Consider the following 17,185-nt stretch of genomic DNA (forward strand, 5'->3'; position numbering starts at 1 on the left):
CTGCCGCCGTCAGCCGCCGAGCTTGATCCGCCCGAAATAGTCGGGGGAGCCCATCTGCCCGCCCTTCAAGGCGATCTCGAGGGTCGCCTGTTCCGGATTCTCCGAATGGGCCTGGAACAGGGCGGCACCCGCCACCGTCGACGCCAGCGCCGTCAGTGCGTAGATGCCGAGCGCCGCCGTCGCATAGCTCGAGGTATCGCCACCGGCAATGATGCCACGATTGAGCTTCGTCCGGCGCAGGACCCGGGACAGGATCTGCCCCAACCCTTCGCCGATACGCAGATTCACGAGCGATGAGTCGGCACCGCTGGCCGTCAGCGCCTCGCGCAGGGCATCGATCGCGGAATCGTCGGGGCCGCAGGCGGTGACGACGAGCGGGTCCGCCCCTTCCGAAAGCGTCGCCAGGGCGGCGGTTACCGCCCGTTCCTGCTCCGCTTCCCACACCCGTGATCCCTCGACCGCCTTCGTCACATCGAGCCTGATGACTCGAAAGCCGTGTGCTTGCGCCCACAGGATCTGCTCGGCCGTCACCGGCGAGCAGGAACCCGAGACCGCCGCCACGCGATCGGCCCGAGTGATGCGGGGAGGCTGCGAGGGTTCCGCGACCAATCCTGCCGCGTGCCAATGCGCCAGAAGCGCGTATTCCAAGCCCTGCGATCCGATGGCGAAGAGACGCTCGCTCCGGTTCTGCCAGACGAGACGCCCCGCCTCGCGCAGCGTGTCGTCGTCGGCGACGTCGAGCGAGATGATCCGGTCGCCGCGCGCGATGCTCTGCTCCAGCGCAGCCTGGGCCGTCCCTGCCTTCATCGCCACGACGTCGATCAACCCGATCCGCTCCCGGGTCTGCCGACCGAGATGAATGCGGAGATCGGCCTCCCTCATCGGCGTCACGGGATGGCGGCTCATCGTCGGATGCCGGTCGAGGCGGTAATAGGTGCCGGCGACACCGGCGAACAGATTGCCGAACATCTGATAGCGATGGACTAGCGGGGCTGCGACCAGCAGCGGCGTCCACCGCCCACCCAGGATCGGAACGCCGATATCGTAGGCATGCCCGATCGAGCCGATCTCGGGCGAGGAATCGAATGTCGAGCAGACCTTGTACTGCGTAAGGGGAGCGCCCAGGCTCTTCAGGAACGAAAAGACGGGTGGCAGCGCTCGGTCCATCCATTCGGGGCTTTTCGAGCGGGCCACGCCGGCCACGCCGATGCCCCCGAAGCCTGCAAAACGATCGAGCTGGGCCCGGGTCGGAACGTCGAGGAAGAGGACAGCCGGCACGCCGCCGAAGGTGAGCGCCTCCATGACGGCCGCGGCACCGGTGAAATCGTCGCCATACCAGGCAAGAACAGGCCCCCGGGGCAGGGACTCCGTCATGACGGAAAGGTCTCCAGCGCCTGAGCCAGGGCAGTGTGGTCGCGGGAATAGACCTCAAGCGGAACGTTCGCGATGGCGGCCTCCCAGCTTTCGCGAATGCTGGCGAGCCCGCCGGCGGGCCCGCCCGGATGGGCCATGATACCGCCGCCCGCCAGATAGATCAGGTCCAGAGACCGCAGCCGGCGATAGGTATCGGGCGCCTGGCGCGCGGTCTGCCCGGAGGAGAACACCGGCATGACGATGCAGGGCTTGGCCGGGAACATCGGCGTCAGGCAGGCTTGCGCGGAGGCGATGACGCTGTCGTCCGATTCCGCGAATTTGTTGCGCAATCCGTTGACATGCATGTGGTCGGCACCGGCCAGGCGCCAGATCTTCTGCCAGGCGATATAGGACCATCCCAGCATGGGGTGGCGGGATAGATAGCCCCATCCATTGCGATGGGCATGGATCGGCAAGGCCGAATGCCGGCGCAGCTCGATCATGCCGACGAGACCGACCGAATTGAGGCCGGCCATGATGCAGGTCCCGCCCAGGCTCTGGACCAGGTCGTGACGATGCTTCATCTGGTCGAGATTGCCCGTCAGATTGAAGGCGAACATCGCCTTCTTGCCGGTGCGCTGGGCCACATCGTTGATGACGGCCATGACGGCACGAGCCCGCTCGTCGAAGGGGCAATGCGGCCCATCTGACTGCAGCTCGTCGTCCTTGATGAAGTCGATGCCCGCCAGCGCCAGCCGTTCGACCAGGGCGGCGGTCTCCTCCGGCCCAAAGCCGACGCTCGGCTTGATGATCGTTCCCAGGATCGGCGCGCCCTCCACGCCGGCAAGACGGCGGGTTCCGTCGATCCCGAACTGCGGTCCCTGATAGGCGTCGGCGAAGGCCGCCGGCATGCGGATGTCGAGCAGGCGGAGGCCCGAGAACTGCTTCAGCTCGAAGAGGTTGCCGGCGACGGTGGCGACCAGGTTCGGCAGCGAAGGCCCGAGATTGCTGACCGGCCAGGAGAGCGTAACGTTCGCCGTGACGCGTCTTGGCTCGCTGGCGCTGCGCGGCGAGCCCGAGCCGGGCAGCGACGGCGCCGCGGCGTCACCCAGCACCTCGAGGCGCTCGACGCGCGCGGCCGCCCGCGCCTTCAGCTCCGGCGTCTCGCCGGGAATCGCCAGGAATGTGCCGCTCGACTGCTCGCCCGCCATGCTCTCGGCAGCGGCCTCGGGCGGAAAACTCGTTTCGATAAGATAGTCGGCTTCGATGCGATCGATGGTCATCGGCTTCGTTCCTCAGCCGACCTTGCAATGAACGCCGCCATCGACCGGCAGGCAGACGCCCGTAATATAGGCGGCCTCGTCGGATGCCAGGAAGAGCGCCGCATGGGCGATATCCCAGCCGGTACCCATCTTGCCGGTGGGACTCAGCGCGTCGCGGGCGGCGACCATCTCTTCGGCCGTCTTGTACTGGCCGGAGATCTGCTGGTGGATGAGCGGCGTGTTCATGTAGCCGGGCATGATCGCGTTCACCCGGATGCCCTGGGCGGCATATTGCAGCGCCAGCCCCACCGTGAACTGGTTCACCGCGCCCTTGGCCGCGTAGTAGGCGGTATAGGGGTAGCCGGTATAGCGGATGGCGGCGAGCGACGAGATGTTGACGATCGCGCCCTTCTTCTGGCGCCGCATGATGGGCAGCACATGCTTGCAGGTGAGGAAGATGCTGGTCGTGTTGACATCCAGCGTCTTGTGCCAGTTCTCCTCGCTGAGCTCGGTCGGATCGCCCATGATGGTAGTGCCGACGTTATTGTGAAGGACGTCGATGCGGCCGTAGGTCTCGACCACGGTGTCGACCACCTTCTTCACTTGGTCGGACTGGGTGACGTCGGCCGCAAGCGCCTGGAACGCGCCGCCTTCCGAGCGAACGATGTCGCGCGTTTCCTCGACCGCGGCCAGATTGACGTCGACCCCGACGACGCGGGCGCCTTCGCGCGCGAACAATGTGGCGGTCGCTTTGCCGTTGCCCCAGCCGGGACCGACGGACCCGGCTCCGAATACCAAAGCGACCCTTCCCTCGAGGCGTCCAGACATCGTCGTGACCTTTCCTTGTGCCGCCCGTATCGGGCGTAATTTCTGTTCCGCCGCGTCCGTTCATCCGACGCGGGACGGTTCTCCATCGGCGAGGCAGATTTCGGTGATGCGCAGCCCGTCGGGCCAGGTCTTCGACGGGAACAGCTCGCAGAGGCGATCTTCATGTACCGGCACGATGCGGCGCAGCTCGCCGTCGGCCGCCTGGACGATCCTGTCGCTGGTGAGGATCAGGTTCGTCAGGCTGGCGATGGCGAAACCGACGGGGATGTAGGGTTTGCCCGTCTTTCGCGCGGCCGCATCGCCGCCGACATTCTCGTAGACATAGACCAGATCGCCCGAAAGGACCCATTTGTCGAGCGAGGCCCGAGCGCCGTCGTTGCGGATCACGACATACATGGAGCCGAAGGTGTGCGCGTCGAAGGCGGCATGGACGTCGATGCCGGGCAGGATGTCCTCGCGATCGCCGTCGATCAGCTCGAGCCTTCCTTCGCGCCCCAGCTCGACGCATTTCATTACGTCGCCCGGATCGGTTCCGTGCGAGATGAAGGAAAGTTGGGGTGGCAGCGCCATGGCCCAGACGTTGCGGGTGATCTCCCGCTCCTGCACATAGACCCGCGCCTTCGGGAAGGCATCGAGATTGCCGGCATGGTCGAAATGGAGATGGGACAGCAGGATCGTGTCGACATCCGCCGGGCGGACGCCGATGCGGCCCAGAACCTCGTCCGGGCTCTTCCAGCCCTGGACGTTCAGGGTCTTTGCGAAACGCTTTCCCCAGCCGGCATCGTTGTAGCCCGCATCGACCATGCAGAGATGGCCGCGGCCCTTGATGACGACATAACCATAGGGCAGCCGCTCCGAGCCCTGATTGTGCGCCCCATAGAGAATGGCGCTCTTGGCATAGTCGGGCACGTAGGAATATTCGAGGACCCAGATCGAGTAGTCGGCCATCACACCCTCCCCGCGACTTTGGCGCCCGGCACACAGCAGCAGCAGCTGTCGAAGGCGATCATGGTGCAACCGTCGCGCTCGCTAGCTGCGGCCGCCAGCAGCGCGTAGGCGCGGCGCAGGCCGAGCAACGCGGTCTCGGCCTCGTGGAGCCCGCCGCCGCCCGCCCTCAAGCTGCCCGCGACGATGGCGGCGGCCCGGTCGAGGAGCGCCGCCGCGCCGAGGCAGGCGCGTGCGATGGGCGGGTTCGCCTGCAGGACTTTTCTGTCGATGACCGCCGCGAGGCCGTCTCTCGCCCGTTCCGCCGCGGAGGCGGCCAGCGCGGCGACAGCGTCGGCAGAAAAGGCGGACGCGTTGCGGTAGACCAGCAGGGCGCCGGAAAGCTGCGCGATAGCGCCCCGCAGCAACGAATACTGCTCCGACAGCAGGAGCTTGCCGTCGGATAACGCGGGCGCCGCCGCGGTCACGCCGGCAAGGTCGCCGGCATCGTCGAAGAGAATGGGTTCGTAGCGCATCGGGCTTTCTACCTCCCGAACCGGTCAATCGCGCCGCGCCGCGAGGCTTCGCTCGCGGTGGCGCTTGATCACCACGCCGGTCCCGACCGCGATGACGAGGAGGCATCCCTTGAAGATGTCCTGCGCGGTGTAGGGCATGTTGATCATCGTCAGCCCGTTCACCAGCACGGCAAGGATGAAGGCGCCGACAAGCGTTCCGAACACGCCGACCCGGTTGCGCCCGAAGAACGCCGCGCCCAGGAACACCGCCGTCACGGCTTGCAGCAGATAGGAAGCGCCCGCTTGCGTCTCGCCCGCATTGAGCAGCGCCGTCAGGAGGACGCCGCCGAAGCCCGCGACGGCGCCGGAAATGACATAAGCCATGATCCGGTAGCGCTTGACGGGTACGCCCGCGACACGCGCGGCTTCCATATTGTCGCCGACCGCGTAGAACAGCCGTCCCCAGCGCGTCCAACGCATCAGGTAATAGAAGAGCCCTCCGACGACGATGGTGATCAGGAGCGGCAGCGGGATGCCGAGGAGGTCGCCATTGATGAGATCGGTGAAGGCGGGGGAGATCTCGCCCGGCAGCATTTCGCCGGTGGCGAGTGTCATGTGCGAATAGATGTTCTGGCCATCGGAATAGACCTGCTGCACACCGCCGATGACGAACATCATGCCCAGCGTTGCCAGCAGGTCGGGCAGACCGATGCCGACGATGATGAATCCGTTGATGGCGCCGATCGCGGCGCCGACCAGCACCGGGCCGATGATGGCCAACGGATAGGGCCACTGATAGAGCACCATCATGCCGGCGGCGAGCATCGACGCCATGCTCGCGACTGAGCCGATCGAGAGATCGAAGCCGCCGACGGTCAGCGACATCATCACGCCGAGCGAAATGAAGAAGGTGATCGCCGTCGCCTCGATGATCCCGACGAAATTGCCGAACGAAAAGAAAGCCGCGCTGACCCAGCCGAAATAAGCCATGACCAGGATCAGGATGATGGTGCCGCTCCAGGCCTCGAGCAGGTCGAACACCCTCGGGTGGAGGCCCCGGCGCACCGCCGGACGACGCTCGGAAATCAGCTCCGAGGCCGGACCGATCTTGTTCATTGGACACCTCCCATCGCCAAGTCCATCAGGCTCTCCTCGGTCACTTCGCCGGCGCGCCGTTCGGCAACGATCTCGCCGCGCTTCATGACGAGAATCCGGTCCGAGAGGTGGATGGCTTCGTTGAAATCGTAGGTCGAGCAAAGAACCGCGAGCCCCTCCTGCCGCGCCAGATCGCGCAGAAGACGATAGATCTGCTGGCGGGTGCCGACATCGACGCCCCGCGTGGGCTCGTCGAGGAGCAGCAGCTTGCGCGGCGTGGTCAGCCATTTCGCGATCACGACCTTCTGCTGATTGCCGCCGCTGAGGGCGGCGACCGGCAGCGACAGCGCGCTGGCAACCAGGTTGACCCGCTTCGAGACGGCCTGGGTCGCGCGGATGAGGCGGCTTTCGGCGAGGAACCCGAACGGGCCGCTGAATCGCGACAGCACCGGCAGCGTGCTGTTCCACACGATACTATGCTGGAGATGGAGGCCGAGATGCTGGCGATCGTCGGGCACCATGCCGATGCCCCGGTTCGCCATACGAGAAGGATCGCTCCAGGGCAGCATCTCGCCGTCCAGGCGAAGCCTGCCGCCCCCGGCCCGCCGGAGGCCGTAGATGCATTGCAGGACGGCACTCGTCCCGGAACCGACGAGGCCGGTCAGGGTTACCACCTGACCCGCTTCCACGGCGAAAGAGACGTTGATGATCGAATCGGCAACCAGGTTCTCGACCTGCAGGCGCGCGCCGGCCGTCGCAGTGGACACCGGCGTGGCGCAGGCTTCGCCCGCGCGGGGCTCAGCGGCGCTGTTGCCCGTCATGCTCGCGATGATGCGCGGAAGAATTGCACCCGGCTCGCGTGCGGGCGGCATCTCGAAACGATCCGCAACCCTGCCTTCGCGCAGCACCGTGACCCGGTCGGCGACCTCCACGATCTCCGGCAGATGGTGGGTGACCAGGATAATGGCGGCACCGTGGTCGCGGATCGAGCGGATCACCTCGAGCAACCGCTTGGCGCTCTTGCGATCGAGTGCGGCAGTCGGCTCGTCCAGGATCAGCACGCGCGCCTGTTCGTCCAGCGCGGAGGCGAGTGCCACCTGCTGACGCTTGGCCAACGGCAAATCGCCCACGATCTTCCGCAAGGGAATGTCGCCGCCACCGACGAGGGCCAGCCGCTCTCTCGCGCGGGCCAGGTCGCCGTGGCGGATCAACCGTCGGAAGCCCCCGCGATTGCGGGTGCGCAGCACGATGTTTTCGACGACGGTCAGGGAGGTGAAGAGGTTGACGTCAGTTTCCTGCTGCAGGGTGCGGATTCCGGCCGAATAGGCATCCTGCGGCGAGGCGAAGGCGGTCGCCCTGCCATCGAGGACGACCTTGCCAAAACTACCGGGCTGCAGCCCCGAGACGATCTTGATCAGCGTCGACTTGCCGGCGCCGTTGGCACCGATCAGGCCGTGAATCGAGCCCGCCTGGAAATGTTCCGAGACGCCGTCCAGAACGGTGATCGGTCCAAAGGACTTGGTGAGGTCTTCGACGCGCAGCATATCGCTACATGCCCGCCAAGCGCGTATGAAATGCCGGCCGCGGAGCAGAGGCCCGGAAAGAACCCCGCCCCGCGGAACCGGCTATCAATCCAGCTTGGCTTCGTAGAGGCTCTTAAGGAACGGCGTGACGCTGAGCTCCTTCTGCGCCGGCAGCTGCTCCTCGAAGAACTCGGTGATCGGCTGGCCGGGTTTCGGCAAGTTGTCCTGAGTGATGAGGATGCCGGGCACGTTGATCGTCCCGGGCACCTCCTGGCCATAGATGGAGAGCACCAGCGCCCGCAGGCTGGTGGCGCCATAGGCGACGGCGTCCGCCGCCGCCGTGGCCCGCCAGGGCGAGTTGGGCTTGCGCATGATCTCGATATCCTCGTTGGAGACGTCGACGCTATAGATCGGGATATGCTTGCCGGTCTGCTCTTCCGCCTGGACCACGCCCTGGGCAAAGGCGTCCCACGTCACCCAGAAGGCATCGATCTTCGGATACTGATTGAGAACGGCCTTGGTCTTCGCGATCGTATCGGAAAGGGTCGTTCCCGATGCGTTGCCGTACTGGGTCAGCACCTTGATCTTGGGATGCTGCTTGAGCCAGCCCTGGAGCACCTGGATGCGCTGCTGCTGAGGCGCCATGGCGCCGACCCAGATCACGACGATGTTGCCTTCGTCGTTCAGGTCCTTGGCCATCAGATCGAGGCCCTGGGTGGCCAGGTCGCTGTTGAACTGCTGGACATTGATCACGCCCGGAAAATCGAACTCGCCGAGCTCGGCGGTGACCATCTTGATTCCCTGCTCGGTCGCCTGCTTGATGATCGGCGCCAGCGCCGAGGCGTTCGGTGCATGATTGATGAGGATCCCGTCCGGCTTCTGCGCCACCAGCGCTTTGAGCTGGGAGACCTCCGTACCGGGCTCGAAGTTCGCCTGGGCCTCGACGAGCTTCAGACCCGGGATCTTCTTCGCTTCGGCCTGATAGCCGGCGACGAATTCGCTGAACCATTCGCCGCTCATGCCCATGTTCTCGACGGCGATGGTGATCTGGCGCGCCTTGACGGTATCCTGCGCGAGAGCGGGAAACACCGTCGCCGCGGCCATGCAAAGAAAGGCGAGGGCTGCGGAGAGGCAGTAAGGCACTTTCGACATCGTTTCCTCCTGGTATTTTCTTGTTTTGAACGGCCCGCCGCGGATGGGACCGCACCGGACCGGCTCGCTTCAGCCTGCTAGGTTGCGTTCAAGACCCATGGTGTTCCTGTGGAGATCAATGACCTTCGTTACTTCATCCGGGCGGTAGAGCTCGAAAGCATCTCGCGCGCGGCCGACGCTCTGGGCATCACGCAACCCGCGCTCAGCCGCCAGATCCGGGAGCTGGAGAACGAGCTCAAGCAGCCCCTGCTTGTCCGCACCGGCAGAGGGGTTCAGCCTACCGACGCCGGTCGCCGCTTCGCCACCGAAGCCGCCCGAATCCTCGAGGAAGTGGATGCGCTGCCGCGGTCGCTGCGCAGCAGCAACAGCTCGCCGACCGGCGTCGTCTCGCTGGCGATGCCGGCGAGCATCGCCAACGGCCTGCTGCCGCGTCTTTATGCGGTGCTCGGCCGGGAGTTCCCCGGCATCCATCTCAAGGTGAGCGAGGCGGTGAGCAGCACCTCCGCCGAGTGGCTGCGCAACCGGACGGTCGATCTCGCGATCCAGTACGAGAGAGCCGACATCGGCAATCTTCATGCCGACAAGCTGATCGACGAACCCCTGTGCCTCATCAGCGCGCCGGGTCGGGAACTGACGGCGGCACCCTGCATCGATTTCGCCACGATCGAACAGATCGAACTCATTCTGCCGAGCCGCGACAGCGGGCTTCGCCGCATGCTGGAATTCGATGCGGCCCGGCTCGGTCTCAAGCTCCACATCTCGGTGGAGATCGATTCCGTGAGCGCGATGAAGAATCTGGTCGCGGCGGGCCTGGGCCATACGATCCTGCCGCAGTTCTCCGTCCTGGCTGAGGTCGCCGCCGGACTGATGGTCGCGAAGATGATCGGCGCTCCCCGCCTGACCCGCGGGCTGGTTATCGCCCGACTGGCGCACCGTACACCGAGCCTCGCCATGTTGACGGTGATCCAGGCCATCCGCGACGTGATGGACCAATATGTCTTCGGTCCCCGTTGAGATCGAACGGTCGGGCATATCGCCGGGGAGAAGCCCCGGGGAGCTGACAATCGGCCGAGGCCGGAGTACGTTCGGATGGCGACGCCGCAATGCTTGTGCCCTTCCTTCCCGCTCGTCGGAAGACGAGCGATATCGCCAGCCCCTGACGGCGACACTCCCCTTCCCGGGGTTCACGGAGAGGCCGGGAGAGGCTACCAGCGGGGGCGACTGCGCGGCGAACGTGGCGCAACATGCACCGGTGCGGAAGAAAGCTTGCCCATCTATCAGCTTTCAAAAAAAGTTATAGGACGACATAGTGACCCGGTACCCTTCCGCCAAAGGATGCCCGCTCGATGCCGAGCCTTCGCCAGCTGCGCAACTTCACGGCAATCGCGGAGGTTGAAAGCCTCAGCAAGGCCGCTACCCTGATCGGCGTGGTGCCATCGGCGCTGAGCACTCAGTTATCCGCCCTGGAGAAGGAGTTGGGCTGCACGCTCGCCCGGCGCGATGGCCGGGGCGTCCACCTCACCCAGGAAGGTCTGGAGCTGCTCTACCGGGCCCGGAAGATCCTACGCTCCGTGGCCCATCTGGAATCGGAGATGAGGAATTTCGACCGCACGGCCGATGGGGAAATCAGCGTCGGCCTGCTGCCGAGCCTGACCGGTTGCCTGAGCGCGCCGCTTCTCGCCGCCATCGGGAACCGGTTCCCGCGGGTCCGCCTGAAGCTTCGGGAGATATTGAGCGGCGATCTCGCGGCCGCGCTGGCAGCCGGCCATCTCGATCTCGCCACGCTCTACAAGCATCAGGTCCGCGCCGACTACCTGTCGATCCCCCTCTTCACGGAACCGCTGCTCCTGGCGGGGCCGCACAACGATGCCATATTCAAGCGGAACCCAGTCGGCTTCCGGGACATCGCGATGCTTCCCCTGATCCTGCCTTCTCCGCAGCATGGCCTTCGTTTCATCGTCGATGCCGCCGCCGCAAGTGTCGGCCAGCCTCTGGATATCCGGGCCGAGGTAGATTCCTTCGCCAGCATGAAGAGTTTGCTGGCACAGGGTTTTGCGTTCGCCATTCTGCCGCAGCGCAGCGTCGACCACGGCTTCGCCGAGGCCGGTGTCAGCGTCGCGCCGATCGACAATCCGCCTCTCAAGCGCGAGATCGTGCTGGCACAGCCCGCCCAGCACCTGAAGTCGGCGACGGTCTCCGTCGTCGCGAAGCTGATCGCCCAGCTCGCGCCGCTCGGCCAGCCCCAGGCGATCCGCTAATAAGGCAGCGTCGGGTCGAGGATCGCGCCGGCGAGAAGCAGGCAGCCGATCAGCACGATCACCGAAGGCCCCAGCAGCGACAGTGCCATCGAGGCCGCGCCGCCGGGAGCGAGGCGCGCCGCGACCTGGCGATGGGCGATGACGCTGGCAATGCCCAGCGCCGCCAGCGTCAGCCCCATGCCGAGCGCGATGGCGAACGCCATCAGCACCCCCATCATCACGATGCCGTTGGTGAAGGCGAAGACCAGGATCAGGATCGCGCCCGAGCAGGGAATGAAGCCCGCGGCGATCGCGAGCAGCCGCTGCTCGGCGCGGCGTACGGCGCCGGCCTTGGCCGCGGCCGCGTGGCCGTGCCCATGACCATGATCGTGACCCTCGCCATGATCATGGCCGTGCCCATGATCGTGATCGTGATCATGATGATGGCAATGGGCGTGGCCGCCGCGATGGCGGATGGCCGAAACCAGCATGGCGAGGCCGATCGCGAGGATCGCGGCGTAGCTGACGAAGCGCAGCCAGCTCACCTCCTCGACCGGCGTCACGGCGCTGTGGGAGAGGATGAGATGCACCACGAGCACGATCGCGACCGCGCCGATCACATGGCTCAAGGCGATCCAGGAGGCCATCGCCACGCCGCGCCCGATGCTCCCCCCGCGCCCCAGGAAATAGCCCACGATCACGGTCTTGCCATGGCCCGGCCCCAGCGCGTGGAACACGCCGTACATGAAGGCGATCGAGAGCCCGGCCCAGATCACGCCCATGCCCTGGCCGTCGCGCACCGCCACCAGCCGGCGGTTGATCTCGCGGTTGATGTCGCGCTGGGTCTCGATGACGGCGCGCTCGATCCGGTGCAGCAGCCCTTCGCTTTCGGGCGCGGCGTCTTCCGGTGCCGATGGGGCGGTCACGGCGTCGTCGGGCGGCGCCGGCGCGTCGGAGGCGGCGGGTGCGCTGCCGCCCAGAAGCGAATTCTGCTGCGCCCCTGCGGGCGTGCCGCAGGCCAGGGTCATCGCCCCGAGCAGCAAGGCGAAAATACCGGCAAGGCGGCGTGGGGCCAGGTTCATTGGCAGGTCAGCTTGATCTGCTGAGGAATGACATAGCCGCCGTAATAGGCGTTCTTCTTGTCCATCGTCACGTTCGGCTGGCAGGTGAACTCCTTCAGCCCGTCGATCTTCACCGGGTCGTTCTTCGCGAGCAGCACCTCGACGAAATAGGAGCGGTCGGCGATCTCGACCGCCAGCACCTGCTTCAGCGGATCGACCGGCTTGGGCAGCGCGATCAGGAAATCGTAGCTGGCGAGCTTGTCCCTGGCGCTGGCATGGAAGTCGGTCGGCTTGATCTTGCCCAGATCCTTGCCGTCGACCCAGACATAGGTGAAGTAGTGATATTCTTCGAGCGCCGGCAGCGTGACGCCCGCCACCGCCTCGCTCTCGGCCTTGCTGAACCGGCCGTCGCCATCCTTGTCGAAATCCCCCAGCAGATCCTCGCTGAAGATCTCGTCGAACTGCCAGTTCTCGCGGAAACCGACGATCTTCCCTTCCTTGAAGAGGAAGGTGACGCGGTTGTCGATGAAGACATGGGGATGCGCCGACGCGACCGAAGGCAGGCCGCCGGCCAGGCCGAAAGCGAAGAGGAAGATCAGCGCCGATGCCCTGCGGCGCCGAGGCCCGGCAGAGAGCGGGCGGCGCAACTCAGTTGCTGGCGTCGGCGGTGACGGTGATGGCGCAGCCGCAGAGCGGGCAGACCACGACCTCCTGCGCATTGGCGGGCTTGAGCCCGCTGGCGATCTCGCCTTTCAGCATCGCCTGCACGTCGGCGATGAGCTGCACATGGTCGGTGGCGCCGCTCGAAGCGGGCTGGCAGGCGAGGCCGTAGGCCTTGGAAACCGGCGCCGGCATCGGCTCGATCGAGAAGGCCTGGGCCGCCCGGCCGCCGAGGCCCGCCGCAACGCCGCCCCAGGCCGCTCCCATCAGGAGCTGGCGGCGCGTCAATGTCCCCTTCATGCGCTGCATCGGCGTCTCCGCAAGATAATTCCCGATTCTAGCGCCGCAGCAACGAAACGGCCAAGTGAACGGGGATTAATTCGAGGCCTGGGGCGTTCCTGAGCCCTCGAGCCAGGCGACCGATCAGGCCGGCTCCAGCTCGCTGTCCCAGTAGAGGAAGTCGCGCCAGCTATGGTGCAAATAATTGGGCGGGAAAGCCCGCCCATTTTCCTGCAGCTCGAAGGTCGTCGGCTGATAGGGTCTGGTGACGGGGAACATGTCCGCCTGGCTCGGCAGGCGGTTTCCCTTCAACAGGTTGCAGCACTGGCAGGCGGTGACGACATTGTCCCAGGTCGTGCGCCCGCCGCGCGAGCGCGGGATCACGTGATCGAAGGTCAGGTCGTGGGCCGGCTGGTGCTCGCCGCAATACTGGCAGCTGAAGCGGTCGCGCAGGAACACGTTGAACCGCGTGAAGGCGGGCCGGCGCGCGAGCGGGATGAATTCCTTGAGCGAGATGACGCTGGGCAGCCGCATCTCGAAGCTCGGGCTGCGCACCACCTGGTCATATTCGGAGATGATGTTGACGCGGTCGAGGAAGACCGCCTTGACCACTTCCTGCCAGGGCCAGAGCGACAAGGGGAAGTAGCTCAACGGACGGAAGTCGGCGTTGAGAACCAGGGCCGGGCAACTTTCAGGCGATGCAAACACGCTATACCCTTACCAAGCGGGCTCGACCAAGTCACCTACCAGCAGATGTAAGGGAGCAGCGCAAAAAACTCAAGATGTAGCGGGGCTTGGGTCGTAAAGCTGTCACGGCGCCGTCACGCGCGCGACTTAAGCCTTGGCCGGCGCGGCCTCGTCCTGCGTCAACACCCGGGCCAGGAAAGCGCCGCCCTTGGCGAGCCCCGTGGGGTCGATCGCATGGGGCAGGCCCGGCCGGCGTTCGGTCTCGACCTTCAGGCCGAGTGCCGTCAGCGCCTGGGCCGCCTCCGCCATCGCCGCGAAGGGCACGACCGGATCGGCATCGCCATGGACCAGCAGCACGGGCGGCCGCGACTGGATCTCGTTGGCCAGGAGCTGCGGCGCGATCAGCCGGCCGGAATAGCCGACGATGCCGCCGACCGCGGCCTCGCGGCGCGGGGCCACATGCAGCGACATCATCGTGCCTTGCGAGAATCCCATCAGCGCCAGGCGATGGGCCGGCAGATTGAACTCCGCCAGCACCATGTCGAGGAAGCGGTCGAGGATGCCGGCCGCGGCCTGCACGCCGGCATAGATCGCGGCCTGGTCGCGACCCTCGAAGCCGAACCATTGCCGCCCATAGGGTGCGGCCTCGCAGGGGAACGGCGCGTGCGGCGAGACGAAGGCCGCGTGCGGCAGAAGCTTCGCCCAATGCGGCGCCAGCTCGATCAGGTCGTTGCCGTCGGCGCCATAGCCATGCAGCAACACGACGAGCTGCTGCGCCGGCCCGCCCGCGACAGGGGCCACGACCGGACCGTCGAGATCGAAGGGACTGCTCATGACGCGAGGATGCTCCGCTGAAGGAACTGAGGACAGGAAGCCTTGGTAGCGCAATCCCGCGCGCGGAGCCAGGGAGGCAGGGTTTCAGCAAAGCGGCATCGCGTCTGCGGCTCCCCTCCCCCTACCCCCTCCCGCAAGGGGAGGGGGCGAGAAGTTTCTTGTTCCAGATCTTTTGCAGGAGGGGGCGAGATATTCGTTGTTCCAGCTCCCTCCCCTTGCGGGAGGGGGTAGGGGGGAGGGGTCGCTTCAGAAGAGAGCGAGATCCCGATCATCGATCTCGCCCAAAGCTTTGAAGCAGAGCGCCGCGATCGTGTCAGATCGGCGCCTTCCGGTAGTAGTGCCACAGGAACCGCGCCGCGACCGAGCGCCAGGGGCGCCAGGGTTCGGCCAGCGCCAGGAGCTCCTTCGGTGCCGGCCGCGCCTCCAGCCGCTTCAGGCGCTGGGCGGCGACCAGCAGGGCGAGGTCGCCCGCTGGCATCACGTCGGGGCGGCCCAGCGCGAACAGGAGATAGACCTCGGCGGTCCAGGGCCCGATCCCGTCGACCGCGGTGAGCGCCGCCAGCGCCTCGCCATCCTCCATCCCGGCCAGCGCCTCGAGATCGAGCTTCCTGCGCTTGACCGCGTCGGCCAGCGCCCGGGCGAAGCGCATCTTCTGCCGGCTGAGGCCAATCTTGGCCATATCCTCGTCGCTCAGCCGCAGCAGCCGGGCCGGGGTCGGTTCGACCAGCCGGGCCTCCAGCCGGTCCCAGATCGCGCGGGCCGAGGCCACCGAGAGCTGCTGCCCCATGATGATCCGCAGCAGCCCGGCAAAGCCCGGCTCGGCCGACCGGGAGGGCGGCGGCCCGATCTCGGCCAGGCTTTCGGCCAGATGGGCATCGACCGAGGCCAGATGGGCGAGCGCCGCCTTGAGTTTTCGCCCCTTGATCTCGAATTCTGTCATGCCGATTTATGACCCTGTCGTGTAAATGGTCTAGGCGGAGCGTGGTTTAGTGGGGGCTAACCGTCGCGCGCGACACCCCCCTTTTCATCACGCCCTCCCTTACGCTTCCAGGTCTTCCCGGAACAAGCGCCCGCATTGCATGTCCGCCCCCTCCACGGTCACCCGTTTTGCGCCCAGCCCCACCGGGCGGCTGCATCTGGGCCATGCCTTCTCCGCGCTGACTGCCTTCGAGATCGCCCGCGAGACCGGCGGCCGGTTCCTGCTCCGCATCGAGGATATCGACCGGGTGCGCTGCAAGCCCGAGTTCGAGCAGGCGATCTATGACGATCTGGCCTGGCTGGGTCTTCGCTGGGAAGAGCCCGTCCGGCGCCAGTCCGAGCATTTCGAGATCTACCGCAAGGCCCTCGGCCGGCTCGATAAGCTGGAGCTGGTCTATCCCTGTTTCTGCAGCCGCGCCGAGATCGCGGCCGAGATTGCCGCGGCCGGCGCCGCACCGCAGGGACCTGACGGACCGCTCTATCCCGGGACCTGCCGCCATCTGTCGCCGGCCGAGCGCGAGCGGCGCCGGGCCAGCGGCCTGCCCTTCGCCCTGCGCCTCGATACCGCCGCGGCCGCCGACCGGGCCGGCCGGCTCCGCTGGACCGAGCAGGGTCGCGGCGAGATCGAGGTCGATCCGGCGCTTCACGGCGACGTGGTGATCGCGCGCAAGGACATCCCGACCAGCTACCACCTCGCCGTCACGGTCGACGACGCGATCCAGGGCGTGACGCTCGTCACGCGCGGCGAGGACCTTCTGCCGGCGACGCATATCCACCGGCTGCTGCAGGCGTTGCTGGGATTCCCGGTCCCCGCCTATCGCCACCACAAGCTTCTCACCGACGCCGGCGGCAAGCGCCTCGCCAAGCGCGACGGCGCCGAAAGCCTCGCCAGCCTGCGCGCCCAGGGCGCCGATCCCGCGGAAATCCGCGCCCGCCTCGGCTTCAGCGCCGCGGCGCCGGCCGTTCCAACACTTGCTTAACCCCTAGGCCTCACAGTCCGGAGATTCCCATGCGCCGTGCCTCGCCCCCTGCAACCCTCCGGATGGCCCCGTGATGGATCTCCCGGCGCTGGATTTCACGATCACGCTCTCGGAGATCACGGCTTTTCTCCAGGTCATCATGGTCGACCTGGTGCTGGCGGGGGACAACGCCATCGTCGTGGGCGTGGTGGCGGCCTCGCTGCCCAAGCATCAGCGCGCCCGCGTGATCTTCCTCGGCATCGCCGCGGCGACCGTGATGCGGGTCGGCTTCGCCGTCATCACCACGCAGCTCCTGCAGATCATCGGCCTCACGCTCGCCGGCGGCCTGCTGCTGCTCTGGGTCTGCTGGAAGCTCTGGCGCGAGGTCGAGGCGCAGCGCCGGGAACGCAAGGCGGAGAAGGCGCTCCAGGAAGCCGCCGCGCGCGGCGGCGGATCGACGGCCGCCCTCCATGACGGCTCTCATGCGCATGGGCACGAGCACAAGAAGGCCCCGCCCAAGACGGTCGGCCAGGCGGTCATGCAGATCGTGCTGGCCGACCTTTCCATGTCGCTCGACAACGTGCTGGCGGTGGCCGGCATCGCACGCGACCATGCCTGGGTGCTGGTGTTCGGCCTGGTGCTGTCGGTGGCCCTGATGGGTGCCGCCGCGACCCTCATCGCCAACATGCTGCGCCGCTGGCCCTGGCTCGTCTATATCGGGCTCGCCATCATCTTCTATGTGGCCTGCCACATGATCTATGACGGCACGATCAAGGTCTACAATGCGGCGCAGACGGCGGCGTTGTTCTGAAGATTGAAGAGAGCCAACGCTTTCCCC

18 protein-coding genes are annotated in these 17,185 nt (G+C 66.4%); 4 read left to right on the forward strand and 14 right to left on the reverse strand.

All coding sequences use genetic code 11. The annotated features are described in order from the left end of the window. Positions 1-9: 9 nt before the first annotated feature. From FRZ61_RS21855 to FRZ61_RS21890, 8 genes are all read right to left on the reverse strand, one after another. The gene (locus FRZ61_RS21855; RefSeq protein WP_151119726.1) at positions 10-1,374 is read right to left on the reverse strand and encodes a four-carbon acid sugar kinase family protein; all 1,365 of its coding nucleotides are present in this window, start codon (positions 1,372-1,374) and stop codon (positions 10-12) included. Beyond that, positions 1,371-2,636: a ribulose-bisphosphate carboxylase large subunit family protein gene (locus tag FRZ61_RS21860; protein WP_151119727.1), complete on the reverse strand. Its 1,266-nt coding sequence runs from the start codon at positions 2,634-2,636 to the stop codon at positions 1,371-1,373. Before FRZ61_RS21860 ends, FRZ61_RS21855 begins: the two co-directional genes overlap by 4 nt. A 12-nt stretch (positions 2,637-2,648) precedes the next feature. Continuing rightward, positions 2,649-3,413 (reverse strand): SDR family NAD(P)-dependent oxidoreductase, encoded by a 765-nt coding sequence (locus FRZ61_RS21865; RefSeq protein WP_407657869.1) that lies wholly within the window; start codon positions 3,411-3,413, stop codon positions 2,649-2,651. 90 nt (positions 3,414-3,503) lie between these two features. After that, a complete protein-coding gene (locus tag FRZ61_RS21870) occupies positions 3,504-4,391 on the reverse strand; it encodes an N-acyl homoserine lactonase family protein (RefSeq protein ID WP_151119729.1) in 888 nt (295 codons plus the stop codon). Continuing rightward, complete coding sequence (locus FRZ61_RS21875; protein ID WP_151119730.1) at positions 4,391-4,903, reverse strand: hypothetical protein; 513 nt, start codon at positions 4,901-4,903, stop codon at positions 4,391-4,393. The genes FRZ61_RS21870 and FRZ61_RS21875 overlap by 1 nt, the downstream gene beginning before the upstream one ends. Before the next feature lie 24 nt (positions 4,904-4,927). Further along, positions 4,928-5,998 (reverse strand): ABC transporter permease, encoded by a 1,071-nt coding sequence (locus FRZ61_RS21880; RefSeq protein ID WP_191909155.1) that lies wholly within the window; start codon positions 5,996-5,998, stop codon positions 4,928-4,930. After that, complete coding sequence (locus tag FRZ61_RS21885) at positions 5,995-7,521, reverse strand: sugar ABC transporter ATP-binding protein (RefSeq protein WP_151119732.1); 1,527 nt, start codon at positions 7,519-7,521, stop codon at positions 5,995-5,997. Before FRZ61_RS21885 ends, FRZ61_RS21880 begins: the two co-directional genes overlap by 4 nt. An 84-nt stretch (positions 7,522-7,605) precedes the next feature. Continuing rightward, complete coding sequence (locus tag FRZ61_RS21890) at positions 7,606-8,652, reverse strand: substrate-binding domain-containing protein (RefSeq protein ID WP_151119733.1); 1,047 nt, start codon at positions 8,650-8,652, stop codon at positions 7,606-7,608. A gap of 108 nt (positions 8,653-8,760) precedes the next feature. Here FRZ61_RS21890 and FRZ61_RS21895 point away from each other — a divergent pair, with 108 nt between their 5' ends. Continuing rightward, entirely contained in the window at positions 8,761-9,666 is a 906-nt protein-coding gene (locus FRZ61_RS21895; RefSeq protein ID WP_151119734.1) for a LysR family transcriptional regulator, read from the forward strand. Positions 9,667-9,998: 332 nt separating this feature from the next. Next, on the forward strand, positions 9,999-10,910 hold the full coding sequence (locus FRZ61_RS21900) for a LysR family transcriptional regulator (protein ID WP_151119735.1): 912 nt from the start codon (positions 9,999-10,001) through the stop codon (positions 10,908-10,910). Here FRZ61_RS21900 and FRZ61_RS21905 read toward each other — a convergent pair. From FRZ61_RS21905 to FRZ61_RS21930, 6 genes are all read right to left on the reverse strand, one after another. Continuing rightward, positions 10,907-11,971, reverse strand: a complete 1,065-nt coding sequence (locus tag FRZ61_RS21905; protein ID WP_151119736.1) for a nickel/cobalt transporter — start codon at positions 11,969-11,971, stop codon at positions 10,907-10,909. The two genes, FRZ61_RS21900 and FRZ61_RS21905, sit on opposite strands and share 4 nt — an antisense overlap. Next, entirely contained in the window at positions 11,968-12,597 is a 630-nt protein-coding gene (locus FRZ61_RS21910) for a DUF1007 family protein (RefSeq protein WP_191909156.1), read from the reverse strand. Before FRZ61_RS21910 ends, FRZ61_RS21905 begins: the two co-directional genes overlap by 4 nt. Position 12,598: 1 nt before the next feature. Further along, on the reverse strand, positions 12,599-12,919 hold the full coding sequence (locus tag FRZ61_RS21915; protein WP_151119738.1) for a twin-arginine translocation signal domain-containing protein: 321 nt from the start codon (positions 12,917-12,919) through the stop codon (positions 12,599-12,601). A 114-nt stretch (positions 12,920-13,033) separates the two neighbouring features. Next, positions 13,034-13,597 (reverse strand): HNH endonuclease, encoded by a 564-nt coding sequence (locus FRZ61_RS21920; RefSeq protein WP_151119739.1) that lies wholly within the window; start codon positions 13,595-13,597, stop codon positions 13,034-13,036. Positions 13,598-13,723: 126 nt separating this feature from the next. Beyond that, the gene (locus tag FRZ61_RS21925) at positions 13,724-14,410 is read right to left on the reverse strand and encodes an alpha/beta hydrolase (protein ID WP_151119740.1); all 687 of its coding nucleotides are present in this window, start codon (positions 14,408-14,410) and stop codon (positions 13,724-13,726) included. A gap of 313 nt (positions 14,411-14,723) precedes the next feature. After that, the gene (locus FRZ61_RS21930; protein WP_151119741.1) at positions 14,724-15,350 is read right to left on the reverse strand and encodes a DNA-3-methyladenine glycosylase family protein; all 627 of its coding nucleotides are present in this window, start codon (positions 15,348-15,350) and stop codon (positions 14,724-14,726) included. Positions 15,351-15,489: 139 nt separating this feature from the next. Here FRZ61_RS21930 and gluQRS point away from each other — a divergent pair, with 139 nt between their 5' ends. Both gluQRS and FRZ61_RS21940 read left to right on the forward strand, forming a co-directional pair. Further along, a complete protein-coding gene (gluQRS, locus tag FRZ61_RS21935) occupies positions 15,490-16,368 on the forward strand; it encodes a tRNA glutamyl-Q(34) synthetase GluQRS (RefSeq protein ID WP_151119742.1) in 879 nt (292 codons plus the stop codon). A 73-nt stretch (positions 16,369-16,441) separates the two neighbouring features. Next, positions 16,442-17,158 (forward strand): TerC family protein, encoded by a 717-nt coding sequence (locus FRZ61_RS21940; protein ID WP_151120937.1) that lies wholly within the window; start codon positions 16,442-16,444, stop codon positions 17,156-17,158. Positions 17,159-17,185: the final 27 nt, after the last annotated feature.

This window comes from Hypericibacter adhaerens, assembly GCF_008728835.1.
Taxonomy (GTDB): domain Bacteria; phylum Pseudomonadota; class Alphaproteobacteria; order Dongiales; family Dongiaceae; genus Hypericibacter; species Hypericibacter adhaerens.